Annotated in this window: 23 protein-coding genes and 5 pseudogenes; 10 read left to right on the forward strand and 18 right to left on the reverse strand. The window is 67.5% G+C overall.

The features are described from left to right. Positions 1-173: 173 nt before the first annotated feature. Complete coding sequence (locus ABZ078_RS19995; protein ID WP_356577011.1) at positions 174-938, forward strand: alpha/beta hydrolase; 765 nt, start codon at positions 174-176, stop codon at positions 936-938. Between the two features lie 21 nt (positions 939-959). On the opposite strand, the pseudogene ABZ078_RS20000 reads toward ABZ078_RS19995, so the two are convergent. Next, positions 960-1,828: pseudogene (locus ABZ078_RS20000) on the reverse strand (transposase). An 83-nt stretch (positions 1,829-1,911) separates the two neighbouring features. After that, positions 1,912-2,352 carry a VOC family protein gene (locus ABZ078_RS20005; RefSeq protein ID WP_356577013.1) on the reverse strand — a complete coding sequence of 147 codons (441 nt, stop codon included), beginning with the start codon at positions 2,350-2,352 and terminating at the stop codon, positions 1,912-1,914. A 359-nt stretch (positions 2,353-2,711) separates the two neighbouring features. On the opposite strand from ABZ078_RS20005, the gene ABZ078_RS20010 reads away from it, so the two are divergent. Together ABZ078_RS20010 and ABZ078_RS20015 are read left to right on the forward strand one after the other, a co-directional pair. Continuing rightward, positions 2,712-2,966, forward strand: coding sequence for a hypothetical protein (locus ABZ078_RS20010; RefSeq protein WP_356577014.1), 255 nt, complete (start codon positions 2,712-2,714; stop codon positions 2,964-2,966). Positions 2,967-3,340: 374 nt separating this feature from the next. Further along, positions 3,341-3,574 carry a hypothetical protein gene (locus tag ABZ078_RS20015; protein ID WP_356577016.1) on the forward strand — a complete coding sequence of 78 codons (234 nt, stop codon included), beginning with the start codon at positions 3,341-3,343 and terminating at the stop codon, positions 3,572-3,574. A 440-nt stretch (positions 3,575-4,014) separates the two neighbouring features. On the opposite strand, the gene ABZ078_RS20020 is transcribed toward ABZ078_RS20015, so the two are convergent. The 4 genes and pseudogenes from ABZ078_RS20020 to ABZ078_RS20035 form a co-directional block, all read right to left on the reverse strand. Beyond that, complete coding sequence (locus tag ABZ078_RS20020; RefSeq protein ID WP_356577018.1) at positions 4,015-4,182, reverse strand: hypothetical protein; 168 nt, start codon at positions 4,180-4,182, stop codon at positions 4,015-4,017. 221 nt (positions 4,183-4,403) lie between these two features. Beyond that, positions 4,404-4,777, reverse strand: a pseudogene (locus tag ABZ078_RS20025) (transposase); the annotation flags it as partial. 354 nt (positions 4,778-5,131) lie between these two features. Then, positions 5,132-5,572 (reverse strand): cytidine deaminase, encoded by a 441-nt coding sequence (locus ABZ078_RS20030; protein ID WP_356577020.1) that lies wholly within the window; start codon positions 5,570-5,572, stop codon positions 5,132-5,134. 446 nt (positions 5,573-6,018) lie between these two features. Further along, positions 6,019-6,348, reverse strand: a complete 330-nt coding sequence (locus ABZ078_RS20035; protein WP_356577022.1) for a helix-turn-helix domain-containing protein — start codon at positions 6,346-6,348, stop codon at positions 6,019-6,021. Between the two features lie 179 nt (positions 6,349-6,527). Between ABZ078_RS20035 and ABZ078_RS20040 the strand changes: the two genes are divergently transcribed. Beyond that, entirely contained in the window at positions 6,528-7,418 is an 891-nt protein-coding gene (locus tag ABZ078_RS20040; protein WP_356577023.1) for an NAD(P)-binding domain-containing protein, read from the forward strand. A 288-nt stretch (positions 7,419-7,706) separates the two neighbouring features. Here ABZ078_RS20040 and ABZ078_RS20045 read toward each other — a convergent pair whose 3' ends face one another. Continuing rightward, entirely contained in the window at positions 7,707-7,907 is a 201-nt protein-coding gene (locus ABZ078_RS20045; RefSeq protein ID WP_356577025.1) for an SCO3870 family protein, read from the reverse strand. A 330-nt stretch (positions 7,908-8,237) separates the two neighbouring features. On the opposite strand from ABZ078_RS20045, the pseudogene ABZ078_RS20050 reads away from it, so the two are divergent. Continuing rightward, positions 8,238-8,440: pseudogene (locus ABZ078_RS20050) on the forward strand (mini-circle protein); the annotation flags it as partial. A 166-nt stretch (positions 8,441-8,606) separates the two neighbouring features. Next, a complete protein-coding gene (locus ABZ078_RS20055) occupies positions 8,607-9,341 on the forward strand; it encodes a hypothetical protein (protein WP_356577027.1) in 735 nt (244 codons plus the stop codon). Between the two features lie 7 nt (positions 9,342-9,348). Here the strand turns inward: ABZ078_RS20055 and ABZ078_RS20060 are convergent. Further along, positions 9,349-10,230, reverse strand: a pseudogene (locus ABZ078_RS20060) (transposase); the annotation flags it as partial. Positions 10,231-10,340: 110 nt separating this feature from the next. Between ABZ078_RS20060 and ABZ078_RS20065 the strand changes: the two are divergent. Beyond that, a complete protein-coding gene (locus tag ABZ078_RS20065; RefSeq protein WP_356577029.1) occupies positions 10,341-10,583 on the forward strand; it encodes a DUF5302 domain-containing protein in 243 nt (80 codons plus the stop codon). A gap of 130 nt (positions 10,584-10,713) precedes the next feature. On the opposite strand, the pseudogene ABZ078_RS20070 reads toward ABZ078_RS20065, so the two are convergent. The 9 genes and pseudogenes from ABZ078_RS20070 to ABZ078_RS20110 all read right to left on the reverse strand — a co-directional run. Further along, positions 10,714-11,062, reverse strand: a pseudogene (locus ABZ078_RS20070) (hypothetical protein); the annotation flags it as partial. Positions 11,063-11,153: 91 nt separating this feature from the next. Then, positions 11,154-12,110, reverse strand: a complete 957-nt coding sequence (locus tag ABZ078_RS20075) for a sigma-70 family RNA polymerase sigma factor (RefSeq protein ID WP_356577031.1) — start codon at positions 12,108-12,110, stop codon at positions 11,154-11,156. A 26-nt stretch (positions 12,111-12,136) separates the two neighbouring features. Further along, the gene (locus ABZ078_RS20080; RefSeq protein ID WP_356577033.1) at positions 12,137-13,387 is read right to left on the reverse strand and encodes an FAD-dependent oxidoreductase; all 1,251 of its coding nucleotides are present in this window, start codon (positions 13,385-13,387) and stop codon (positions 12,137-12,139) included. A gap of 210 nt (positions 13,388-13,597) precedes the next feature. Continuing rightward, positions 13,598-14,554, reverse strand: a complete 957-nt coding sequence (locus ABZ078_RS20085) for an aminoglycoside phosphotransferase family protein (RefSeq protein ID WP_356577035.1) — start codon at positions 14,552-14,554, stop codon at positions 13,598-13,600. Between the two features lie 459 nt (positions 14,555-15,013). Then, positions 15,014-15,613 (reverse strand): SMI1/KNR4 family protein, encoded by a 600-nt coding sequence (locus ABZ078_RS20090; RefSeq protein WP_356577037.1) that lies wholly within the window; start codon positions 15,611-15,613, stop codon positions 15,014-15,016. 104 nt (positions 15,614-15,717) lie between these two features. Then, positions 15,718-16,514, reverse strand: a protein-coding gene (locus tag ABZ078_RS20095; protein WP_356577039.1) for an IS5 family transposase whose coding sequence is annotated in 2 segments (ribosomal slippage) — positions 15,718-16,172 and positions 16,172-16,514 — 798 coding nt in all. Because the reading frame shifts where the segments join, the coding sequence is not laid out codon by codon here. A gap of 55 nt (positions 16,515-16,569) precedes the next feature. Further along, positions 16,570-16,995, reverse strand: a complete 426-nt coding sequence (coaD, locus tag ABZ078_RS20100; protein ID WP_356577041.1) for a pantetheine-phosphate adenylyltransferase — start codon at positions 16,993-16,995, stop codon at positions 16,570-16,572. A 334-nt stretch (positions 16,996-17,329) separates the two neighbouring features. Continuing rightward, on the reverse strand, positions 17,330-18,556 hold the full coding sequence (locus ABZ078_RS20105; RefSeq protein ID WP_356577043.1) for an MFS transporter: 1,227 nt from the start codon (positions 18,554-18,556) through the stop codon (positions 17,330-17,332). Positions 18,557-18,677: 121 nt separating this feature from the next. Beyond that, on the reverse strand, positions 18,678-19,436 hold the full coding sequence (locus tag ABZ078_RS20110; RefSeq protein ID WP_356577045.1) for a GntR family transcriptional regulator: 759 nt from the start codon (positions 19,434-19,436) through the stop codon (positions 18,678-18,680). A gap of 952 nt (positions 19,437-20,388) precedes the next feature. On the opposite strand from ABZ078_RS20110, the gene ABZ078_RS20115 reads away from it, so the two are divergent. After that, complete coding sequence (locus tag ABZ078_RS20115; protein ID WP_356577047.1) at positions 20,389-21,018, forward strand: superoxide dismutase family protein; 630 nt, start codon at positions 20,389-20,391, stop codon at positions 21,016-21,018. Between the two features lie 399 nt (positions 21,019-21,417). On the opposite strand, the gene ABZ078_RS20120 is transcribed toward ABZ078_RS20115, so the two are convergent. Next, a complete protein-coding gene (locus ABZ078_RS20120; protein ID WP_356577049.1) occupies positions 21,418-21,753 on the reverse strand; it encodes a hypothetical protein in 336 nt (111 codons plus the stop codon). A gap of 176 nt (positions 21,754-21,929) precedes the next feature. On the opposite strand from ABZ078_RS20120, the gene ABZ078_RS20125 reads away from it, so the two are divergent. Both ABZ078_RS20125 and ABZ078_RS20130 read left to right on the forward strand, forming a co-directional pair. Next, entirely contained in the window at positions 21,930-22,130 is a 201-nt protein-coding gene (locus ABZ078_RS20125) for a type II toxin-antitoxin system VapB family antitoxin (protein ID WP_356577051.1), read from the forward strand. Positions 22,131-22,347: 217 nt separating this feature from the next. After that, positions 22,348-23,052 (forward strand): VanZ family protein, encoded by a 705-nt coding sequence (locus tag ABZ078_RS20130; protein ID WP_356577053.1) that lies wholly within the window; start codon positions 22,348-22,350, stop codon positions 23,050-23,052. Positions 23,053-23,111 lie beyond the last annotated feature (59 nt).

A 23,111-nucleotide genomic window follows, 5' to 3' on the forward strand; every position in this document is an offset into this window, starting at 1 on the left:
TCCGCGAAGTCGAAGCGCCTGCCCCACCTGTCACCGCGACAAGCCACAACTGATACCGACCTGACCAAGCACTACTAGTGCTGTGATTGGCATGGTTCGCCGGGCTGATGGGCGGGGAAGTGGCGGTGCTAATCGGGAGGCGTTTCGAACAGCCGCTGCGTAGGGTTTGCTGGATGACGCTCTCTCATGATGTGGCCGGAGACGGTCCGATGCTGGTGCTGTTGCATTCCGGGGTGTGTGACCGGCGGATGTGGGATGCCCAGTGGCCGGCCTTGATCGACGCCGGTTACCGGCTGGTGCGCTGTGATCTTCGAGGCTTCGGTGAGACTCCAGCGCCGGACCGGCCTCACAGCGACGCCGAGGATGTGCTGGCCCTCCTGAACAGTCTGGGCATCGCGCAGGCGGCACTGGTGGGATCCTCGTACGGCGGGCAGGTCGCCTTGGAGATCGCCGCGCGCTGGCCGGATCGGGTGAGCGCCATTGGGTTGATCTGTTCCGCCCTGCCCGGTCATGAACCTTCTGCCGAACTGAGTGCGCTCGGGGAGCGCGAGGAAGCGCTGATCGAGGCGGGGGACATCGTCGGCGCGACGGAACTGATGGTCGAAACCTGGCTCGGCCCGGACGCCGACGAGACCGCCCGCGAGGCGGTACGCCAGATGCAGCGACACGCCTTCGAGCTGCAGCTGGCCGCCGCTGAGGAGTTCGAGCCAGTCGAGGCCGTAGTTGATCTGGCGGCAATTCAAGCGCCCTGCCTTGTCCTGTCGGGCGCGCATGATCTGGCTGACTTCCGACAGATCGCTGCCCGACTGCCGCATCTGCTCGCGAACGCCGACCACGTCGAACTGCCATGGGCAGGTCACCTTCCCAGCCTGGAGCGGCCATCGGCCGTCACCGATCTGCTGATCGGCTTTCTCAAGGAGAGAGTCCCTGTCGGTTGAGCCTGCTCGCGGCCCGTCCTGTCATGCGGCGTTGAGGAGAGGGCGTCCGCCCCAGCGGATGCCCTTCTCGCTGCGGATGCGGGCACGCTCCTTGCGCTGGGCGGCCAGCACGTCGGGATGGCGGGTGTTGGAGTTGCGCCAGCGCAAGTAGGCGTGCAGTGCACGGGTCTGGACCGTGTGGTTCGGATGGTGGGAGTTGGCCATGGTGAACTGCCGCAGCGGGCCGAAGTGCGCCTCGATCGGGTTGGCCCAGGAGGCGTTGGTCGGGGTGAAGCACAGCTCGACCTTGTTCTTCCGAGCCCATTGGCGGATCTTGCTGCCCTGGTGAGCGGAGAGGTTGTCCAGGATCACGTAGATCGGGGCGCCGTCCGGACGCGCGGTCCGGATCGTTTTTCAGCGCAGCTAAGGACGGGGCCGCGCCTGGTGGCTGCGGTTGACGCCCCACAGGGTGTCGTCGCCGACCGAGTAGCAGCCGTGGAAGTAGGTGACTCCGTGGGTGCGATGGTAGGTCGCCGGATGACGGTTGGGCCTTCCTGCTCGGCCCAGCAGGACCCGCCGGTCGGCCGGATACCCAGCGTTACGAACTCGTCGAAGGCGAAGACCCGGTCGGGCAAATGGGCCAAGACGTGCTCGATCCGGTCGAGTTTGGCGTCGCGGAGGGTCCAGGCAGCCGAGCCCGATCTCGTTGAATCGGTGGATCACGTCGCGAACGGTGTCCTCGTCCGCCTGGACGAGTTGGGCGATCACCGGCACACGGTTCCCGCCAGCTGAGGCCAGGAGCATCATCGCCCGCCGTAGCGCACCGTACTGGTACTGCCCCGCCTCACGATCCGCTGCAGCTGGTGCCCCTCCTGATCGGTCAGTCTGCGTACTCGGACGGGCTCTGCCACCGCGCCTCCATCCGCCAGACCGGATGTGGCCTTACAACCAACCGGCTCAGCCAGCACTCCGGCGAACCTTCCCGGTCACTGCACTAGCCGATCCGTTCGGCCAGAGCGACGATGATTCCCGAGGGGCCGCGGAGGTTGCAGAGTCGGTAGACGTTCTCGTACTGCGCCACCTCGCCGAGGAGTTCGGCGCCATGGCGGCGCAGGCGCGTGATCGTGTCGTCGATGTCGTCAACGGCGAACATGACCCGGTGCAGGCCCAGAGTGTGGGGTGGCGGGTCGAGCGGTCCGGCAGTGATCGCCGCGGGGGTGTGGAACTTCGTCAGCTCCAGCTTGCCGTGGCCGTCCGGGGTGCGCATCATCGCGATGGCGCTGCGGACCCCGTCGAGGCCGAGCATCTGGTCTGCCGCGATTCCCTCGATCTGCGCTTCGCCTTCCAGCTCCATGCCGAGCTCGGTGAAGAAGGCGATGGCAGCCTCCAGGTCATCGACGACGATGCCTACGTTGTCCATCCGCTGAAGCGTCACGGGGTGCTCCTTCTTCGTCGCGCGGTCCGTTCTGGCTACTGGTACCCCTGGGACGGAGCCGGCGCCGCATTCTCGACACCCGGAAGCGTCGATGTTTTGGGTGCTTCACCTTCCCGACGACCTACGGCTCTCGATCGCCTACCAGGCCGCACTCCACCTCCCGAGCATCCTCATCCGGACCCGACGCTGACCAAAGAGTCAGAACCTGGGGGAACCGAGGAAATACGGCTCCTCGGGTGACGGAATAGAGGCCGGGTCGTCCATTCAGGGAGCCGAACGGAGCAACCGAGCAGGCAGCCGACGTGCGGCCTCGGTTTGATGGAGGTATCCCAGCCGCGCCGCTACCAGTAAGGCACCTCATGCGCACACGGAACTTCGCCACCACGGCCCTTCTTACCGGTGTACTCGCCCTGACAGGTGGAACCGTCGCCCACGCCACAGACCTGCCCCCCACCGGCACCCCCACCAGCAGCAGCAACCGGCCGTGCGGCGCCGAAGATTCCTCGCTTCTCCACGGCGTGGCGGCCCGCCTCACCGCCCTCACGAACTACGAGGAGCAGTGCGACGACAACTCGTTCACGCCCAGTCAGACGTTCGGCGAGCTGACGCCCTGAAGCCTTCGCCGGCTGGAACTCGCGCACCGTGACGTACATACCGTACGTACGTACGCCTGTCCGGCCGCCGGTCAGCCGACCTCGCATACGCCGCGGCGTCACCCAGACGGGCGTCGCGTCGTCCGTATGCCCGAACCCTCGGCCGGTTCATCCCGACCTGGACCGGAGACAAGTGCCGTCCATTCCAGTGAGGCAGTGAGGCCGCTCTCCGGGACCCCAAATGCCCCGGAAACGGCCTCTCGGGCGTCCACCACAGCCTCACTCGCTGCACTACGCGGCCAACTCCGGTCCCCCTCCATCGGCCTATCAGCGCTTTTGCCGCGTCGCCCCCTCAACGAGGCTCGGAGCAGCGATCCCGCTCACAGGAGGCAATCATGCGCATCCGCTCGATCCTCACCTCAGTCACCCTCACCGCAGCCATGCTCATCAGCGGCACAGGTACGGCAGCCGCCGCCCAGTCACACCGCCTTTCCAATGGGCGGTGCCTCATCAGCAACCTCGTCTCCCACATCCATGCCCTCGCGATCCTCGATGTCCTCAGCCCTGATCAAGGGTCCCAGCCTGTCGACCCCTGCGCCGTGATCGTCGACAGCGGCAGCCTCCAGTAGCGGTAGGTCCGGGCTGCCGCCCCCTGGCGGCCAGTACGCCGGCGACCTCCAGCAACCGGTACGCCTGCGCGCGACTGATGCCGAACCCCCGTCGCAATGCGCCGCCCGCGAGCCGCAGCCAAGCGGCACCCAGACTCGGGAGGCGTGCGCGCCACGGCCCGCAACCGGCTGGGCCGCCTGGCCAGCCTGCTCGCTGCCCGCCCCGCCGAGTGCGTGGCAGATCTACGGAAACGGCTGCACAGTCTGCCGCCGCCCGTTGACACCTCCGGCGCCGCTACGGCGTGACACGCCGCGGCGACCGGGCCGGGCGGGATCACTGAGCGCGCGCCGGGCCGCAATCCGGGGCGGGCTTACAACGGCTGACACAATGACGTGAGTCGTCTACCGGCTCCTACGAGGACAGCCGTACGTTCAGGTGATCGCACGAGTCCGCCTGATGGTTACATCTCCCGCCAGTTCACGAACATGTGCGGGCCTGATCCCGCGATCCGCTCGCTGAACGGATCCACTACGCCGGTCAGGACGGCCAGGCAGAACTGTGCCATGCCACCGTCGAAGACCGTCCAACGGTTCGCCCCGTGCTGCGCCTGCCTCCGAAAAGTGGCCACCCTCCAACTGTCAGGTGCGCCCTTCCGCAGCCAGAAGATCTCCGTAGGGCGATCCTTGGACGGGAGGCGTGCTGACGGACAGGTACTCGTCGCTCCCCCACTCCCGTGGCTGGCTAGTCTCGGCGGCTGTCATGACAGGTCAAGCACGGGCAACGGCGCGGCTGTCGGCTGCGGTCCGAGATGCCTGAGCTCCGGCCGGCAGCGCACAACAGCTGACACAAGGATCTCACTCGTCGGCAGGTGATGAGGCAGCAGCCCGGTCTGAGGAAGACCTCATGCGTGTCGGCCCGGCGTTCCCACGGATCTGCAGGCGTCTGAAGCGGTACAGCCACGCGCAACTCCACTCGATCACCCACCGGTAGGTGCACAGCCCGGTGCCGTGCCGCGTTCCACGACGGGCAATCGTCGGCACGATGCCGCGCTCGCGGATCTGGTCGCGGTAGACATCATGGTCATAGCCACGGTCTGCGAGAACAGAGTCGGGTTTGCGGCGGGGACGGCCGACACGGCCGCGGACCGGTGGGATGGCGTCGAGCAGGGGCAGCAGTGGGGTGACGTCGTTACGGTTGCCGCCGATCAGCAGGACCGCGAGCGGGGTGCGGTGTGCAGCACGTGCAGGGTCCGCACAGTACCTGCCGGTGAGGCAGCGGCTTGCGGCCCGGAGACCGGAAGCGCCGCTCACGTCGCGGCAGTAGCGGCAGTAGCGGCTCCAGGCGGTCCCACAGCCACACTGCGCGCCACCGCGAACGGCCGCCCCGTCCAGCTCCTGGGAACACCACGAAGAAGGCCCGCATCCTGGCGAATAGTTCAGGAGCGCGGGACTTCTTACGTGTCATGGACCTTGCGGGAGCTCACGACGTTGTCGTCCACGGACAACAACCTGGGGCCTCAAGACAGAAGCCCCACCCAGTGGCGCATCAGACAGCGTTCGCCCCGCTACGGACGGCCGTCAGCTCGTGCTCAGTGGCGTGGTTTGCTCAGCGTCGAGTTGGTGGTCAGCCCAGACGTAGCTCTCGGGGAGCAGGTCGGTGACAGAGACGGTTCGGAGGCGGTCGCCTGCGCCGACGACGACTTTCAGGGTCGGGAAGTAGTCGAGAAGGACCTGGCGACACCGACCGCACGGGGGAACGACCCCCCGGTCGCGGTCGCCCACGGCGACGATCGTGTCCAGCTCGTAAGCGCCCTGGGCAGCTGCCGCGCCGATGAGGACCAACTCGGCGCACGGGCCTCCCGTGAAGTGGTAGGCGTTCACCGCCGTGACGATCCGGCCGTCCCGGGCGCGGGCCGCGGCCGCCATGGTGTGGTTGTCGCCACGGCATCGAGTGCGCGCCACGTGGGCTGCGGCCTGGATGAGCTCGTGGTCGATGTGGTGGGGATGTGTGGTCGTCATCTTCTCTGCCTTCGTACGGTGTCAGGCGACCTCGGCGCGAGTGACGATGGTGCCCAAACGGATATCGTGCGGTGTGCGCGTTCCGCCCGGTGATGTAGTGCGCTTCATGCTGCCTTGACCTTGTGGGTGGAGTGGTCGGTGCCGTCGAGAGTGAAGTAGCGCAGGGCGGTGGAGTGGGCCTGTCAGCCGTCCCCGCGCCCCGGCCCGACGCGGTCGCCGGAGACAGGGCTTACTCCTATCGCGGTCACCGCGCCTACCTGCGTAAGCGACCGCCGTCAAGGTGGTGATTCCGGAAAAAGGGACCAGACCACCAACCGGGAGAAGAATGAAGGTGGCGAGGCATCGCAACCCGCTGCGACAAGGCCCAGGATGGTCCCACTTCGAGATCTCTTAAAGGTGTCCGGTTGGAGCAGCGCCGATCCCGACGTGCCTCCTGTCTGACCGGCTCACGGGAGGGCCTCGAGACGCTCCATGTGTTCCTCGCCCCACTGGCCGAGTGGGACGAGAGCCTCGATGAGCGAGTGACCGAAGTCAGTCAGCGAGTACTCCACCTTCGGTGGGACCTGATGATGGACCTCGCGGTGCACCAGGCCGCTGGCCTCCAGTTCCCGCAGTTGCAGGATCAGCATCCGTTCACTGATACCGGACACCGTCCGGCGCAACTCGCCGAAGCGCAGCGGTCCTTCGCCGAGCCAGAACAGGATCAGCCCCTTCCATTTCCCTCCCATGACGTCGATGGCAGCGTCCAGCCCGCAGCTATAGCTCCGCCTTTTCATCAGCACTCCCCTAACAAAAATGTGGGTACCAGACAAAATTGTAGGTACTTGCAGAAGTATTGGTACGCCCACAGCATGGAGTGGGCATCGCGCCGAGATGGCGACAACTCCGTGCGACTGAGCCCTCTTTGACGTCGTTTCAGGCGCTCATGAAGATCCGTCTCAGGCAGGAGCAATGTATGACCGGGCATCAACGCACTCCCGTGACCGTCGTCGGGCTTGGTTCGATGGGCAGCGCACTGGCTGAGGCATTCATCGACGCCGGACACCCGACCACCGTCTGGAACAGGACTCCGTCGAAGGCCGCGCCGCTCGTGTCCAAGGGTGCCGTTCACGCCCGCACGATGGACGAGGCGATCGCGGCGAGTCCGCTGGTCATCGCCTGCCTGACCACATACGAAAACACCATCGAGGCCCTCGAACCGGCCGCTGCCGGGCTCAAGGGACGGGCCCTTGTGACCCTGAACAGCGGTTCACCAGCCGGGGCCCGGCAGATGGCCGAGTGGGCGCTTGGGCACGGATCACGCTACCTCAGCGGAGCGATCAAGAATGTGCCGTCCGCCGTGGGCGCCGAGGAAACCCTCCTGTACTACGGCGGCGACAGCAGCGTCTTCGACGAGTTCGCTGCGACACTGCGGGTGCTGGGTGGCGACACGGTCTATCTCGGTGCCGACGCCGACCTCGCCGCCCTGTACGAAATGGCGGTGGGCGGCACCCTGCTGCCCGCGCTCGTCGGTTTCTTCCAGGGCGCGGCAGCAATGCAGGCCCGTGGCCTCACGGCGGCCTCGATGGTTCGGTTCAGCATCAAGTGGTTCGAAATGATCAACTCGGTACTGCCGGTCTTCGCCGAGGAGATTGACCGCGGCGATTACAGCAAGCCCGCCTCCTCCGTAAACCTCTTCCTGGCCGGAGCTGCCCACGACGAGGAACTCGGCAAGGAAGCCAACCTCGACGTGGGTTGGCACAAGCCCTTCCATGACCTGCTCGAGCGAGCGGTCGACGCCGGCCACGGCGACCACAGCATCTCTGCCCTGACAGAAATCCTCAAGCGCCCTGGGCAGACCGGATAGCCCAGGACGGCGCACAACTAGGTGGGAAGCGGAGCAATCACCCAGCTACCGAGACCGCAGGCGGACACGCTCAATTACTGCCCGGCCAAGCATCCTGCGAGACCAGCCTGCGTGAGGGCCAACGCCATTTCCCGGACAGCTTCGCTGGGCAGCACGTATCCCGACAAACATCATCCTTGTCGCCACGCTCGGCATGCACAACGGTTCGTTGAGCGAAGACCATCGCTGCCGTGCACTACCGGCTCAATTGGGGGACTCCCTTCAGACGCGTATCGAGTCCCCAAGAACTCAATTCGAGTGCGGCCGACCGTCTCGAACCCATGTCACTACAACTAGAGCTGAGGTGACGAACATCAGCATGCTGAAGGTGGCTACGGATTCGACGTACTGCTCGTAGCCATGTGCGCGCAGTTGGAGCGCAAGGGAACCAAGCGCAGTCCCAAGCGCCGCGGTAGCGGCGGCCATGGCGACGAACGGGGCCTTCGTCATGGTGCTTCCTCCAAGCCATGTGACGATTGATCAAGACCGAGACTACACGCATGGCGATGTCACTGCGGGAAGTGATTTGCGGACGGCCAGCCATGCACCAAGTCCCTCTCGGCGTCCGCGAGTTGGACCCGCGACACGGAAGACGACCTACCGGCCCAGGCCTCGCCGGGGAGCGAATCGACAGACTGATCACGACTCGATACGCGCCTAGGTGTGCTGTCCGCCGGATCTTGCCAGGCCGCCGTGCCCACGACGGATGAAGCAGCACTCGACGGAGTCCCGCTCATTAATCACTCGACCGCCCCTCCGACCTGCGGGAAGCTCCCCACGATGACGCGACGAACCGATACGCCTCCCACCTGGGACGAGCGCACGCCCTGTGCGGGCTGATCAGCCATCTGCGGTGGGTCGAGTACCACTGGGTCCAAGTGATGTTCCTGGGGGAGGAACCCGCCGGTCCGCTCACGCAGGTGAGCGACGACGCCCCTGTCCCCGACCCCGAGATGCGGACAGCGGTCGACATTCCGTTGCCCGAGCAATTGTCAAGAGTTGTGGATCGCGTGTGATGCCGCTCAGGAGATCTGAGTCTTCGCCTCCAGTTCTGATCTGAGTCAGCCCCAGTCGGCCAGGCATCGTTGCAGCGCATCGCGGTGCCGGTCCGCCTAGCCAGTGTGAGCTGAGATGCGCTACAAACTGCCCATGAAATTGATCACGGAGCTGTTTGACGCGCACGAGTGGCCCGACGAGCAGTTAGAAGAGCTGTTCAGCGAGGGATTCCCAAAGTTCATCACCGCTGACCGGCTGGCCAAGCAGTACATCGGCCGGGTCCGGGAGTGGTTCACCGAGCTCAACCTCATGCTGGTCGACGAGCGCGGCGTGCCGGTCGCCGCCGGCTGGGGGATACCTATCCGCTGGGACGGGAAAGTGGAGACGCTGCCCTCGGGCTACACAGACGCCACCATTCGCGCCGTTGAGAACCGTGAGCAGGGCATCGAGCCCGACACTCTGGTGATCTGCGGCGCCGTGGTCACCCCCTCCCTCAAGGGCCGCGGCTTGGCCGGCGAGACGCTCACTGCGCTGCGGCAACTCGCCGTGGAGCAGAGTTGGCCGCGGGTGATCGCCCCGGTCCGCCCAACCTTGAAGTCGCAGTACCCGTTGGCGTCTATCGAGTCGTTCATGGGATGGACCCGCCCGGACGGCACCTCGCTCGACCCGTGGATCCGCACCCACCAACGTCTCGGCGCGCGCATCATCGCCGCCGCCCCGGCCTCGCAGACGATGACCGGCACGGTCTCCGAGTGGGAGCAGTGGACAGGAATGGCCTTCCCGGAGCCGGGCGAATACGTCATCCCGCGGGGTCTCAGCCTGCTCCATGTCGACGACAGCGACCAGGGCATCTACGTGGAGCCCAACGTGTGGATACAGCACATGTGACGGACAGTCACGTCTGACCGGGATCGTGGTTGCCGATCTCTGTCGATCTGTCGAGCCAGGTCAGGCGGCGGTCGACTCGGTGCGTTCGAACCAGGTGGCCGTTCTCGAAGAGGGCGCCGGCGCGAACCAAGGGCACCAGGTGGGCGCCGGTGATCGCGCGCCCTCGCGCCTGAGCGGACTCGACCAGCTTGAACACCATCGCGAGCGCGGCCGCCGGGCTGCCCGCGCCTCGGGTGACCTTGGTGCGGAGCTTGACCGTGGAGAACGTCGACTCAATCGGGTTTGTGGTCCGCAGGTGGATCCAGTGCTCGGCCGGGAAGTCGTAGAACGCGAGGAGTGCTTCCCGATCGTCGGTGATCTTCGCGACGGCCTCGGGGAACTTGGCGCCGTAGGTCTTCGCGAACGCCTCGATCGCCTTCGCGGCGTGGCCGCGGTCCTCGGCGTTGTAGATCTCTTGCCTCAGCGAGCGCCCGCCAAAGGCTCATGGCGCCGTCGCCGATGACCAGCTCGGGGTCGCACATGCCACGTCGGCGGCAGTCGCGCAGCAGGTCAGCCCACGACTCAGTGGACTCCCGCAGGCCCTCGGCCAGGGCGAGGCGATGAGCTCTTTGGTGCCGTCCAGCCGCACGCCGAGCAGGACCAGCACGCACGAATGGGTCTGCCCGAGTCGGACCTTGGGGTGCACGCCGTCGGCCCAGACGTAGACGTAGACGTAGTCGCGGTCGGACAGGTCACGGGCCTGGAAGGCGGCGTGGTCGTCGCTCCACTGCTTGGTCAGCCGGGTGACGGTGGCGGGCGACAGGCCGGCGGTACCGCCGAGGAACTGCTCCAGGGCGGGGACGAAGTCCCCGGACGACAGGCCGTGCAGGTAGAGCAGCGGCAGGACCTCTGGCGAGCTGGGCGGTGGCCCACGGTGGCCGGCGATACTGGGCGCGGGCGCCTCGAGCGGTGTCCGGCATGACAAGCTGTGCTTTCCACTGCCGAACCCAGGAGGTCACCATGGCTGCAGAGTCTCCATCGCGCGAAGGTTCGGAGCCGGTTGACGCCGACAGCTCTGCCGTTTCGCCCGACGACGACGGCCAGTACGACCTGAAGCGCAAGTTTCGGGAGGCCCTGGCACGCAAGCGCGGCTTGCAGGCGGACGCCGCCGATCTTGCGGCGAACACCGACGCGTCGAAAGTCCGCGGCACGCACGCCCCGGCGGTGAGCCAGCGGTCGTTTCGCCGTAAGAGCGGCGGCTGAGCCCAATAGCGGCCGCCCGAGAGGGCTCGACAGGACACGGGCCGGCCGCCATGCCGATCATGTCCTGCCGGGTCCTGCCAGGTCCTGCACGGTCCTGCCGCGTGGTGAGGCAGGCCGCCTCCGTTCAGTGATCGGCCTCGACGAGGTCCTCGCCCTTCAGTACAACGGCTGTGAGGCGGCCACGCTGCAGGTCGGCGGCGTCCATCAGCTGGTAGGCGAGCACTGCGCAGGCCGTCTTCGTGGGCGGACGGCTCGGTGAGAGCAGAGCAGAGCAGAGCAGAGCAGAGCAGCACGAACTTCGGCCCCCGCCAGGAGGTGGCGGTCGAGACGGTGGGGACGGTCGCGGGAGCGGGCAAGGCGCGGGGCACGACGGGACGCGGGTCGATGCCACGAGCCCGGTCAGCCGCGGTACGGCCGTCGCTGCCGCCCAGCAGCCGCTGAACGGTGGCGGGCGGGACGGCGGCGAGCCGCTGCATGCTGTCCGCAGGCGGCTGGTGACGTCCGAACAGCCCGGGAGCGGTTCGTCGCAGTCGGGTGGGACCTCTGCGCCTGGCCGCGGTCGGCGTCGGCTCACCACTGGGCGATGAGCGGCGTGTCCGGTTCGTGCTGCCGCCAGGCTCCGGTGAGGCGGGCGAGGCGGGTGGGGGCGGCGATGCCGCGCACGGTTGCGATCTTGCCGTTGGCGATGTCGAACGTCACGGCGCCGACGACCTGGTCGCCGACCACGGCGAGGATGGCGGGGGCGCCGTTGACGAGCGCGTAGTGGATGGCGGGCGTGCCGCCGGCAAGGCGCCGTTTCGCCGGTGTGGGTTTGAAGCCGGCCCGTGCGATGGCGGCGATGCGCTGCGGAGTGTCGTACTGCAGCAGCGTCTTGGTCAGGCCGGCACCGTCGGAGATCGCGGTCGCGTCGTCGGTGAGCAGCGCCACCAGCCGTTCGGTGCGGCCCGAGGTGGCAGCGGCGAGGAATTCCTCGACGACCCTGCGGGCGGATGCGGGATCGACCTCGCCGCCGCCCCGGCGGCGCGCGGCGGTAATGCGGCGGCGGGCACGGTGGAGGTGCTGCTGGCTCGCGGACTCGGTGATGTCGAGGATCTCGGCGATCTCGGCGTGGCTGTGGGAGAACGCTTCGCGCAGGAGGTAGACGGCCCGCTCCAGGGGTGACAGGCGCTCCATGAGAGTCAGTACGGCCAGGGAGACCGATTCGCGCTGCTCGAAGGTGTCGGCCGGGCCGAGCATCGGGTCGCCGTCGAGGAGCGGTTCGGGCAGCCAGGCGCCGACGGTGCGTTCGCGGCGGGCTCGTGCTGAGCGGAGCCGGTCGAGGCACAGGTTGGTGACGACCTTGGTCAGCCATGCTTCCGGCACCTGGATCCGCTGCCGGTCGGCGGCCTGCCAGTGCAGGAAGGCGTCCTGCACGGCGTCTTCGGCGTCGGCGGCGGAGCCCAGCAGCCGGTACGCCAGGGAGGCCAGCCGGTTCCGGCTGGCCTCGAACCGGCTGGTGTCGAAGCGGTCAGTGGCGGTGTTGTCCACGGGGATCACCCTAGGCGGCTGGACAGTTACGCGACCGCCTTCTCGACGGACGTATCCGGCGTGGTGGCCAGGCGGCGCCGGCGCCTGGGCACGCCGAAGGTCGGGTGCGAGATGCCCCACAGAGAGAGTTTGAGGATGCCCGCCTTGATCCGCGCCGCCTTCCTGCCGCCCACATACCCCGGCTTTGCCTGCGCTTCCTCGTCGACCATCTGCAGGATCCCGTCCCGGCGCCCGAGGCTGATGTGATTGCCCGGGTAGGCCAGCTTGATGTTCGCGATCTTGCGGCCGGTCAGGCGTCCCACGATCGCGTCCGTGGCCTGCCGGCCCGTGTAGCCGGCCGAAGCGCAGGACATCGGCAGCGGCCGGCCGTTGTCGCCGATGGCGTGGGCGCTGTCGCCGACGGCGTAGACGTCCGGGTGCGAGACCGACCGCATGGTGCGATCGACGACGATCCGACCGTTCTCGGTGACCTCCAGCCCGCTGGCGGCGGCGATGGGGCTGACCGCGAACCCGGCCGTCCACACGGTTGCGTCGGATGCCAGGGCGGTGCCGTCGGCGCACAGCACCCGCGTCGCTTCTACGGCTTCGACGCTGGTGTGCTCCAGGACGGTGATGCCCAGCCGGTCGCATGCCTGGCGCAGGTGGCTGCGGGCTCCGGCGGAGAGCCGGGCGCCCAGCTCGCCGTGGGCGACCAGCGTCACGGACAGGCCGGGCCGGGATTCGGCGATCTCGGTGGCGGTCTCGATACCGGTCAACCCGTCGCCGACGACCAGCACACTCCCGCCTTCACCTCGCCTGCCCCGGCTGCCCCGGCTGTCCCGGCCGTCCAGGCTGTCCAGGCGTTTGCGCAGGCGCAGCGCCGAGGGCCGGCCGGTGACGTCGAAGGCGTGCTCGGCCACGCCGGGCACGCCGCGGTCGGCGACGTGGCTGCCGAGCGCGTAGCAAAGCGTGTCGTAGCCGAGCTCGCCGCGGCCGTCGACATCGACATCGGCACCGGCACCGGCACCGGCTACGGCGACGACCTGACGGTCGGGGTCGACGGCGCTGACACGGGCCAGGCGCAGCCGTATCCCCGTGCCCGCGAAGACGTCGGCGAGCTTCCGGGCCTCGATCTCCTGGCCGGCCGCGAACTGGTGCAGCCGCAGCCGCTCGACGAATTCCGGTTCAGCGTTGACCACGGTGATCTCGGTGTCCGCCGGGGAAAGCCGGCGGGCCAGGTTCCCGGCCACGTAGGCCCCGGCATAGCCGGCGCCGAGGACGACGATGCGGTGCTTCATGTGTCACTCCTGTCGGTTCGCTTGCTCCCGGTGGGTTGAGCGGAACAGCGCCCCGATTGCTGACAGGAACTGCGTGTGGCATGGGTCACAGAGCGACGGGAGGCGCCGCCCAACGATGCTCGCGATGCCGAGAGGAATGACGCCGAGATGAATGATGGGAATGGGAAATGACGGCCGGACTCGATCTCGCACTCAAGAGGTTCGCCAGCTTCACGGACAGCCGTTCATGCCGCCCGCGAAGGGCGTCGTCTGCCAGTGGTCGACGGCGGGCCTGAGGTACTCCGTCAGCTCGGGCAACTGCGGGACCAGCGTGAGAGCGGCGACGACCCGCAGCATGCCCAGGGCGTTGACGAAGCCCAGGACCTCCTCGTCGAGCGGCCTCGTGCCGTTGCGCCGCGCGCCGCGGTTGTAGGCGGATGCGTGCTCCGGTCCGAGAGCGGCCAGGTCCCACTCGACGGGTCCCAGCGTGACCAGTTCGAAGTCGGCGTAGAGGTCGCCGTCCACCCCGGAGAAGATGTTCGCGGGCGGGGAGTCGCCGTGGATGGGCTGGAGGTCGATGCCGGGGAACCGGGCCTCGAAGGCCGTGCGTGAGCGCACGAGAGGTTCGAGGACCTCCCACTCGCGGCGGGCGCGGTCCAACTCCGCCGCGCCGATCAGGGCGGGGTGTCGGTCGAGCAGGGCGAGACTTTCTGCGATGAACCGCGGATCGGCCGCGGACAGGAACTCCAGGCGGCCCGGGTAGGTGCGCATGGCCGCGTGCAGGTCGGCGACGCTCTCGGCGTTCGCCACGTAGTCGGGTTCCTTGTCCCGGTCCTCCGGGACGAACGGCCAGAACGTCATCGAGAAACCGTCGCGCCGCACGGGTTCCCGCGGCACGAGCGGGCTGGGCGCGATCACGGGGATTCCCTGGTCGGCGAGCCAGCGTGTCACATCCAGCTCATCCTGCTGGCGGCGCGCGAGCGCGGCCAGGTCGTCCGGGTGCGGCAGGACAGTGGGAACCCGGGCCACGACCGGCGAGGGCGCCAAGTGGACGACGACGGAGAAGACGTCGTGGAGCACCGTGGCGTCGGTGACGGTCAGGCCGAGCTCGCGCCCCGCAGCGACGGCCGCGTCGACGGCGGCGGAGGTGCGGCCGGCGAGCTGTTGTGGTGTCAGGAAGGTGGTCATGACTCCATCGTTTCAACAGGTTTCCGGCTGTTGGGCAGTTCGGGGCGGAAGCGAGGCCGTTCGCGGCGGAGGAGGCCCCGCGGGAGGGCGTCGGGCTGCTCGGCGCGGTACCACCGTGAACGTGCATGGTCCTCGGTCTCCAGTCCTCGAACGGCCTGGTCAGCGCCCTTGATGACGCTGTACGAGGACTACGGCCGGACGACCACGAGGGCGAAGTCGTCGTCTCCGCCCCCGCCCCCGCCCCCGCCCCCGCTGAAGCCGAGGCGGGACAACGGGACGTCGGCCAAGGGCCCGGGAGCGCAGTGAGGGGGTGGGCGGCGAGCGGGTCGGTGAGCCGGCCCAGACCGACGTCGAGGTCCTCTCGACGCGGCGTTCGATGAGCCCGTCGGTGTAGAGGACCAGGGCAACAAACAGCGAGAGGACGTCTCGTTTGGGGCCATCCCCGGCCGTGCAGGCGTCTCACATGCCGCGGTCTGGGCCGTACCAGGGCTCGGGGCGTTCGTCGGCGGACATGGGGAGGTGCTGCAGTTTCACAGAGCCGGGGTAGAAGGCTGAGCTGTTGGGGCCAGTCATGTCTTCGCCGACCAGGTAGCGATAGAGCCACTCCGTGAAGCTCGTGCGGTGCTCTACCCAGGTTTCGTCATAGTTGACCAACAGCCTCGTGGCATCGGCCGCTGCGTCAAGGAAGATTGTTTCTCCTCGGTCGGTGCTGGCGATCGGCCACAGGCCGCTGCGGGTACCGAAGCTCAACTCCTCGAGTCCGAAGAGTTGGCGGGGATCCTCATCCGCGTCGAGGTCAAGCTCGTCCCAGGGCACCTCGGACCACGCCTGGACGGTGTCCCGGATCTGCTGGCCCAGGTTCCAGCGCTTGGTCGCCGGGTGGGAGAGGTACAGGTGGCCGTTGAGTTGGACCGGGGCGTAGGCGTCGACGATGGCCCGGTAGTCGGGCGGCAGCTGGATGCCGAGATCAGCGTGGAGGCGGTCCCATGCCGACGGCTCTGCATAGCGGTTCTGGGCCGGCCCGAGCATGGCCATGGTGGCAGCCAGGTAGTGGGTCATGGGGCACCTCGTCGGGATGGATCGACGCTGAGCAGCAGGCCAGCGGCAGTGCGGGATCATCCGGATTACGTTACGGATCATGCCAGGCTGCCGTCCGTCGTCGGTCAGGTCGCCAGTCTTCGGTAGCAGATCAGGGCAGCGGCGAGATCGGCGAAGGCCAGGAAGTGGTCGGCCTTGCGTTCATAACGACGGTGCAGGCGGCGGCACCCCGCCGGCCACGCCACCGTCCGTTCCACGGTCCAACGGTGGCGGCCCAGCCGCTGGGAGGACTCGATGCCCTTGCGGGCAATGCGCGGGGTGATGTTCCGGGACCGGAGCCATTGGCGCAGGTGGTCGTAGTCGTAGCGCTTGTCACCGTGGAGCTTGGCCGGACGTCGCCGCCGGGGTCCGCGTCGGGAGCGGATGGGAGGGATACCCCGGACAAGGGGCTCCAGCCGCTGGCTGTCGTGGGTGTTCGCGGCGGAGATGCCGATTGAGAGAGGCAGGCCGGTCCGCTCTGTGAGCAAGTGGATTTTTGATCCCTTCTTGCCGTGATCTACAGGATTCGGACCCGTGAGATCCCCCCTTTCGCTGCCCTCATGTTGACGGAGTCGATCGCGCACCGCGACCAGTCCATGGTGCCGCGAGCACCGAGCTCGTCCAGAATCAGGCGGTGGAGTTTGCCCCACACCCGGGCCCGGCTCCACTCGGTGAAGCGCCGGTGCGCGGTCGCACCGGACGGTCCGAAGAAAAGCGGCAGTTGGCGCCATGTACAGCCTGTCGTGGCCACGAGCACGATGGCCGCCGGCACCTGTCGGTCTCCATACCTGCGCCTGCCTCCGCCCTGAGGCCGTACCGGAGCGGCTGGCACCACCCGCTGAAACAGCTGCCACAACCCGTCCGGCACCAGACGCTCGACCATCGCTACCACAGTCGCCAGCCTAGTGATCAAGCCAGTTGAGACGATCTCTAAATCATCATTCGCGGACGCGGTCCTTTTGACTCACCGCGGTGACGAGGGTGGAGGAGATGTGGGCCAGGACGGGGTCTGCGGCGATGAAGAACGTTTCGACTCCGGCCAGTTCGTGGTTCATGCGGGCCATCGGCATTTCGTAGTCCAGGTCGGGAACGCCGCGGACTCCCCGGATGACGACGTCGATTCCGACTCGGCGGCAGTAGTCGACCAACAGGCCGCCCGTGTGGGAGTCGACCGTGACGTTGCTCAAGTCGGTTGCTGCCGCGCGGAGCCGGTCCAGCCGTTCCGTGATGGGGAAGCGGCCGGTCTTGTTCGAATTGAACATCACGCATACGACGACCTCGTCGAACAGCGGGGCAGCGCGCCGGAGTACGTCCTGGTGCCCCTGAGTGACCGGGTCGAAGGATCCTGGGAAGAGGGCTCGCATGATCGGAAAGAGTAACAAGCGGCCGCCCCCGGTAGTGAAGTGTCAGGGCAGCCAAACCACCAAGATCAAGCGTGACAGGGAGAACGTCTAGCGGGACGGGACAACCGCGACGTGGCACGTAGATCACGGCCACGTGGGACGGTCCAAAGCGGCTCTACTTCCCCTCCGCATTCGCCGCCCGCGCCAACCCGGCTTCGCGGGGGCACTACGGCCGGAAGATCGCCCAGGGCAAGCATCACACCGAGGACACCTGCTTCGAGCGAGCCCCAGCCCGCCAGGTCAGGCCGAACCGCCGAGAGTCAGCCTTTCCCTCAGCCCACAGCTGCTCGAACTCCTAGCGACGCATGGTTCGGAGCGGCGACAGGAAGTTCGGGAGGACGCTCACCGTCATACCGGCTGCACCGATCCACAAGGTGCCTGTTGCTCCGAACACAGAACCCGAAACTCCACCCAAAAGCCCACCGACAGGAATACCACCCCAGGACACGAACCGAGCTGTTGCGGTCATCCGCCCCAAGAGTCGATCCGGTGTCAGGGCCTGTTGGAAGCTCGATTGAGCCACAACGCGAACGACTCCGCCCAGGGAAAGAGCCGCAAGTCCGATTGCCGCCACATACACACTCCAGCCCGGTCGCGCCAACGGCATGAGGAAGGTCAACGGACAAGTGACCAGTGCCGCGAGCCAGATGACCCGACCCTGTCCGGTCCACTTGGAGATCCTGGTTGCCACCACTGCGCCGAGCAAGGCGCCGCACCCCATCCCGGACAGAACTAGGCCGATACCGAAAGGCTGGAGACCTATCTCGCGCTCCAAGAAGACCAGCAACATGGTTTGGTACATGACCAGGAAGAGGTTGAATATCGCATCTGCCAGCATGATCGCGCGTAGGACGGGATGCTTGAGGGCGAACCTCAATCCTTCCTTGATTTCTCGCCCCAGTTGAGGACGCTCACTCGGCTCTGGCTTCGGTTCACGTCTGCGGATAGTGAGAGCGAGGAGCCCCGACACAGCCATGCCGACGGAGCTCACCAGGAGCGTTGCAGGGGCACCAACCAGGCCGACCAGCGGCCCCGCCACCGTGGGCCCACTTATACTGGTCACCGAGCGCACTGCAGAAAGTTTTGAGTTTCCTTCCATAAGACTGCTGCGGCCCACCAAGTGCGGGAGATAGCTGACGTACGCGACGTCGAAGAAAACGGTCAGCACCCCGTGAACCAAGGCAACTGCGTAAAGCCACCAGACGGTAAGAAGGTCGGCCCACCACGCCACCGGTATCGTCAACAGGACCAGCGCGCGAACGAGATCAGTGCTGATCATCACCGATCGCTTCCGCATCCGGTCCACCCACGCGCCTGCCGGCAGCCCGACCAGGAGCGAGCCCGCTGTCGTCATCGCGGCCAGTAACCCGACCTGGAACTCGTCAGCATTCAATGCCATGACGGCAACCAGTGGCATCGCCAAAAAGATGATGCGGTCGCCCAGTTGACCGAGCGCGGTGGCAGCAAGTAAACGCCCGAAGTCCCGATCTCCCAGGAGTCCGAGCCGGGATGTTTTTGACATTCGTGTCTCCTGCGGTCGGAAGTGAAAAGTCGCCCCAACCGCCCTATAGCTTCACCGGCCTCACCGGCCTCACGCACTTCAACGGCTTCAACGGCTTCAACGGCTACGACGGCTACGACGGCTACGGACGGTCGACTCCGAACTCGTAGACCACTTCCCGACGCACGTCCGGAATGACCATGTCGGCGGTCTCCACCGGGCGTCCGTCGGTGTCGTAGATGGTGCGCTCGATCTGGAGAACGAGGTCCCCCACGCTGATCCCCAGCAGGTTCGCCTGTGCCTGGGTGGCACGTGCCGGGCGCGGAACCTCGACCACAGTCGAGATGACCACGCCGATGGAGCGCATGCGCTCGACCACCCCCTTCCCTGCCAGGGGGCCTCTCTCGGGCAGCACGATCGGCGTTCCCTCCGTGATAGCCATCGGCTCCCAGGATTCGGAGAGCTGGACGGGCTGCCCGTCGGCGAGGAACTCGTACTGGGTGTGGACGCAGAGGTCTCCGGGCCTGATCCCGAGCCGCTCGGCGATTTCTTCAGGGGCGGGGACGCGCACCTGGCTGTGGGAATCCCAGGCATCGGCCCTGCCCCGCTCCCTCGCCTCGGAGCAGGGGGAGGAGCCACGTCGGCGTTCGCGGTGCCGCGAGCGGACCAGCCGCAGGCGCTCGCGCGGGGTGCGGACGTAGGTGCCTGAGCCTGCGCGTCCTTCGAGTAGACCATCGATGATCAAACGGGCCATCGCCCTCTGCATGACGTTGCGCCCGACCCCGTACTCCTCGGCGAGCCGTGCCCGGGACGGCAGGCGCTCGCCGATCTCCCACTCTCCCGCGAGAATCCGTGCGCGCAGCACGTCGGCTACGGCGAGGTACGGAGCCTCTCGGGGCATGGGCGATCCTCCGGTTGTTCTGCTTTGCGACGACTGGCTGTTCCCAGGGCGCGTTGGCAAGTTACTGCACACGGGAAAAGCTGCTGGAGTAGAAATACGCTCGGCGTCCATGCGCCTACGGAGGTTCGCAGCAGCGTGCCAGTGGTCCCCGTAGCGAGACCCGGCGCCGAGTCGCGCTGGGCATCCAGCGCGCCGGATGGCCCCGAGATCCCCTGGCTGCCGTGCACAGGTGGATACGCCGTAATCGGAGTGACAGCATCGGCCGATGGCGCCACGCCGCACGCCTGCACCCGGCCCGCCCGGACGTCTCCCCCGGCGCGGTGGTCCAGTTCGGATCCGGCCGACGCTCTCCACGCCTTTGCAGTGCTCGCCCCCGGTCCGGAACTGAGCCCCGGCGGGCCGGCCCGGTGGGCGGTCATCGGGTACCGACCGGTCCAGTTCCGCCTGGGCATCGCCGACCGGCATCACGGGTCTGGCGCAGCAGAGGGCCGTCGGCAGCGCGACGCCTACCCCGGCGAGGGTGCCGAGCAGAGCGCGGCGGCATCGGCGGCGAACCGGGCGAGACAGTCACTTGGCCGCTGTCGCTGGGTGGCTGGCGTCAGGCGCCAGACGGCAGGCGGCTGGCGGCTGGCCGCTGAGCTGGATGTCAGGTGTGAGTGGGAAGCCACGTTCTCGACGACGTTGGCGACGGACCGCTCGTACATGCCCTCGCCCCGGCGCCCATCGGCAGGCTTCGCAGCAACATCGAAGCGCTTCGGGGACACGGGACCGATCGGCGTGGGACGAGGACGGCGGCGGCAGTGCTTACCGAATGCTGACGCGACGCTCACGCCTCTTCATCACGCGCACCTCAGAGATCACCATGGTTTCAGCCCTCATCGGCACACGCGCTACCTGCGGCTGTCCTCAACGCCGCCTGCCTGCACGTCGCTTCACCCCCCTGAACTGGAGTATGACCTTGCCCAAGCACAGGATCACCATCAAGCACAAGGGTCTCCTCGCCGCTGTCGCCGGCGTCGGTGCCGCCGCCATCGGCATCGGCGTAGTGGCGACCGCCGGGGCAACCGAGTCGAAGGAAGCCAAGTCCCCCGTCCGCAAGGTCGTTGTCAAGACGACTTTCTCCCCGGTGAGCGCAGCGCCCAAGGCTGAAGCCGTGACCTACGACACCGAGTTGGTGCCCGCGTCCAGCAGGGTCCAGGTCAAGGAGGAACTGCGACGCAGCGGCGGAACGAGGATCGAACTGCGCCTGAGGGATCTGGTCCCCCACCGTGTCTACGGCGCCCACGTCCACACCAAGCCCTGCGGTGAACTGCCCGCGGACTCCGGGCCGCACTACCAGAACAAGCTGGACCCGGTGCAGCCCTCGGTCGACCCCGACTTCGCCAACCCGCGCAACGAGGTGTGGCTGGACCTGACCACCAACAAGGACGGTTCGGACCGCTCCATAGCCATCGTCGACTGGCGGTTCCGCGAAGGTGGCGCCCGCTCGGTGGTGCTGCACGAGATGGCCACCTCGTCGCACGAGGGCCACGCCGGAACGGCCGGTGCGCGCCTTGCCTGCGTCAACGTGCCGTTCGAGTAGCCCCTCGGTCAGCGAAACAGCCACCTCACCAGGAAGTGCCCTTCCTGGTGAGGTCGTAGTGGGTGGCGATGCCACGCCATTGGATGCCGTGCCATTGGATGCCGTGCCATTTGCGAGCCGGTGGAAGCAGCGTTCGACGAAGTTGCGGCGCCGGTAGGCGGCCTTGTCGAAGCGTCCGTGGACGGTCTGCTGCGGGCCACACGTCTCGGGCAGGTCTCCTCAGGGCAGGTGGCCGGTGCGGAACTTGAACATGATGCCCTTGAGAACCTGGCCGTGATCCCGCCACCGGCCACGAGCCCGCCCCGCGGGCGGCGGCAACGGCGCGGTCACCTCCCACGCGGCGTCAGAGTCTCCCCCATCCCTCACGACCGCACCAACGATCCAGTGATCAGAAGGCACCTAGGCGCCCGTGTCGGCGTCGCCCGGCGGCTGAGGGCCGTTGGCTGTGAGGCGGTCGATGACAGCGACGGTCTCCAGGACGGCGGTCATGGCGGCCATGGGCGCCCAGCCTGCGAACGAGGTGGCCCAGCCCAGCGGGACGGCGGCAGCGGCGCCGATCAGCCGGTCCCTGACTCGGCCGGTGCCGAGCACGGCCCTCAGAGCCGCGTAGCCCAGAAGGAAGAGTGCGGTTCCGCACTGGGACCGGCGCGTACGCGGCCACGGCTGTCCGCAACTGGCCGTGTAACCCGTCGGCACCGACGTCCGGCAGATGTCCGAGGGGCTCATCCTGGACAAGCAGCACAGCCGACTCGTCTTCGCCTGGGACGCCGAGGAGGTCTGACTCAAACGCGGTGCGGGCCTTCAGGGCAGCCAGAGCAGACACAGCAGTCACAGCAGTCACAGCAATCAGTCGCGCGGGAACGGGTCTTGAGCGGTTAGAGTCCGGGGGCGACGTGACGAAGGGGAGAGCCGTGGCCAAAGTCAACATCAGTCTCGATGCGGAGTTGGTGGTGGAGGTGATGGTCCTGGCCGGAGTCGGATCGCCTCAGGACGCCATCGAAGTGGTGGTACGCGACTACATCGCGCGCAGCCATCGCACGGAGGCACGTGTCGAGCTCAGGGACCAGAATCTCCGTGAGGCCGAGGTGAAACCGCAGGAACCGCAGGGCTGATGCCGGTCAGCCGGCGACGGCTTGGCCGAACGCGGGCGCAGACGCTCAGCAGCGCGATCTTCCGGCACCCGCAGTAGCTGGGCAGGCGCGATCACCAGCGGCGGGAGCATCTCGCCGCCGGCTTGCGCCAGTTCCTCGATGCGGGGGATTCCGTGTATCGCGGGGGTATCGACATTCGCATACGCCGCCGCAACGGCCCGCCGTCTGCAATGGGGGCATGGACCACAACGCATCCCTGTCAGCACCGCCCCGCCGCACGCGCAGGGTCGTGTTCCTCGGCCTGGCGATCCTCGGTATGGCGAGCGCCGTGTTCGTCGTGCGGCGGCCGCTCATGATGTCCGCTCCGAGGTGCATGGCCGGGCGGTGGCACGGCTGCTTCGACACGTTCAACGGTGTGGTGCTCATGACGTTGGTGGCGCTGCCGTTGGCCGCGCTGGTGGTGTGGGTTCTGGCGTGCCGTCGGCGTGCCGCGGGCGTCGTATCGGCGTGGCGGATGTCGCTGGCCGAGGTGGGCATGGTTCACGGGACGGTGCCGTTCCTGTGGTTGACCATGATTCCGGGCGCAGGGGCCGGCACCGTGCCCGCCCGGGTGAGCCTGGTACCGCTGCGGGACCTGGTCATGATGGGGTCGCTCGGGATCGTCGGCAACCTGCTGGTCTTCGCGTCGTTGGGGTTCTTCGCCCCGATACGGTTCGCGGCGCTGGCGTCCGTGCCGCGGATCCTGGCGCTCGGGGCGGGCTGCTCGGTCCTGGTCGAAACCGCCCAGTACGTCCTGCGGCTGGACCGGGTGTCCTCCGTGGACGACGTACTGGTCAACGCCGCCGGCGCCGTGCTGGCCGGACTGGCGTCACGCCGCTGGTGGCGTGCGGAGGCGCAAGCGCCGTCGGACCGGCCTCGCCCCGCGCTCGCGCCGGCGGACTGAGCGCGTGTCCGGCGTGCACGGTGGGCACACGCCTTCGCATACGTCGGCGATATGTGGTG

Source organism: Streptomyces sp. NPDC006385, assembly GCF_040612485.1.
Lineage (GTDB): Bacteria > Actinomycetota > Actinomycetes > Streptomycetales > Streptomycetaceae > Streptomyces.

What these genes read in the sequence shown, in the direction of transcription:
- ABZ078_RS20085 (WP_356577035.1), bottom strand. Translation starts at nt 14,554, where the DNA reads ATGACCACCTTCCTGACACCACAACAGCTCGCCGGCCGCACCTCCGCC.
- ABZ078_RS20010 (WP_356577014.1), top strand. Translation starts at nt 2,712, where the DNA reads ATGCGCACACGGAACTTCGCCACCACGGCCCTTCTTACCGGTGTACTC.
- ABZ078_RS20065 (WP_356577029.1), top strand. Translation starts at nt 10,341, where the DNA reads ATGGCTGCAGAGTCTCCATCGCGCGAAGGTTCGGAGCCGGTTGACGCC.
- ABZ078_RS20130 (WP_356577053.1), top strand. Translation starts at nt 22,348, where the DNA reads ATGGACCACAACGCATCCCTGTCAGCACCGCCCCGCCGCACGCGCAGG.
- ABZ078_RS20030 (WP_356577020.1), bottom strand. Translation starts at nt 5,572, where the DNA reads ATGACGACCACACATCCCCACCACATCGACCACGAGCTCATCCAGGCC.
- ABZ078_RS20035 (WP_356577022.1), bottom strand. Translation starts at nt 6,348, where the DNA reads ATGAAAAGGCGGAGCTATAGCTGCGGGCTGGACGCTGCCATCGACGTC.
- ABZ078_RS20045 (WP_356577025.1), bottom strand. Translation starts at nt 7,907, where the DNA reads ATGACGAAGGCCCCGTTCGTCGCCATGGCCGCCGCTACCGCGGCGCTT.
- ABZ078_RS20040 (WP_356577023.1), top strand. Translation starts at nt 6,528, where the DNA reads ATGACCGGGCATCAACGCACTCCCGTGACCGTCGTCGGGCTTGGTTCG.
- ABZ078_RS20110 (WP_356577045.1), bottom strand. Translation starts at nt 19,436, where the DNA reads ATGCCCCGAGAGGCTCCGTACCTCGCCGTAGCCGACGTGCTGCGCGCA.
- ABZ078_RS20055 (WP_356577027.1), top strand. Translation starts at nt 8,607, where the DNA reads ATGAAATTGATCACGGAGCTGTTTGACGCGCACGAGTGGCCCGACGAG.
- ABZ078_RS20115 (WP_356577047.1), top strand. Translation starts at nt 20,389, where the DNA reads ATGACCTTGCCCAAGCACAGGATCACCATCAAGCACAAGGGTCTCCTC.
- ABZ078_RS19995 (WP_356577011.1), top strand. Translation starts at nt 174, where the DNA reads ATGACGCTCTCTCATGATGTGGCCGGAGACGGTCCGATGCTGGTGCTG.
- ABZ078_RS20105 (WP_356577043.1), bottom strand. Translation starts at nt 18,556, where the DNA reads ATGTCAAAAACATCCCGGCTCGGACTCCTGGGAGATCGGGACTTCGGG.
- coaD (WP_356577041.1), bottom strand. Translation starts at nt 16,995, where the DNA reads ATGCGAGCCCTCTTCCCAGGATCCTTCGACCCGGTCACTCAGGGGCAC.
- ABZ078_RS20015 (WP_356577016.1), top strand. Translation starts at nt 3,341, where the DNA reads ATGCGCATCCGCTCGATCCTCACCTCAGTCACCCTCACCGCAGCCATG.
- ABZ078_RS20080 (WP_356577033.1), bottom strand. Translation starts at nt 13,387, where the DNA reads ATGAAGCACCGCATCGTCGTCCTCGGCGCCGGCTATGCCGGGGCCTAC.
- ABZ078_RS20090 (WP_356577037.1), bottom strand. Translation starts at nt 15,613, where the DNA reads ATGACCCACTACCTGGCTGCCACCATGGCCATGCTCGGGCCGGCCCAG.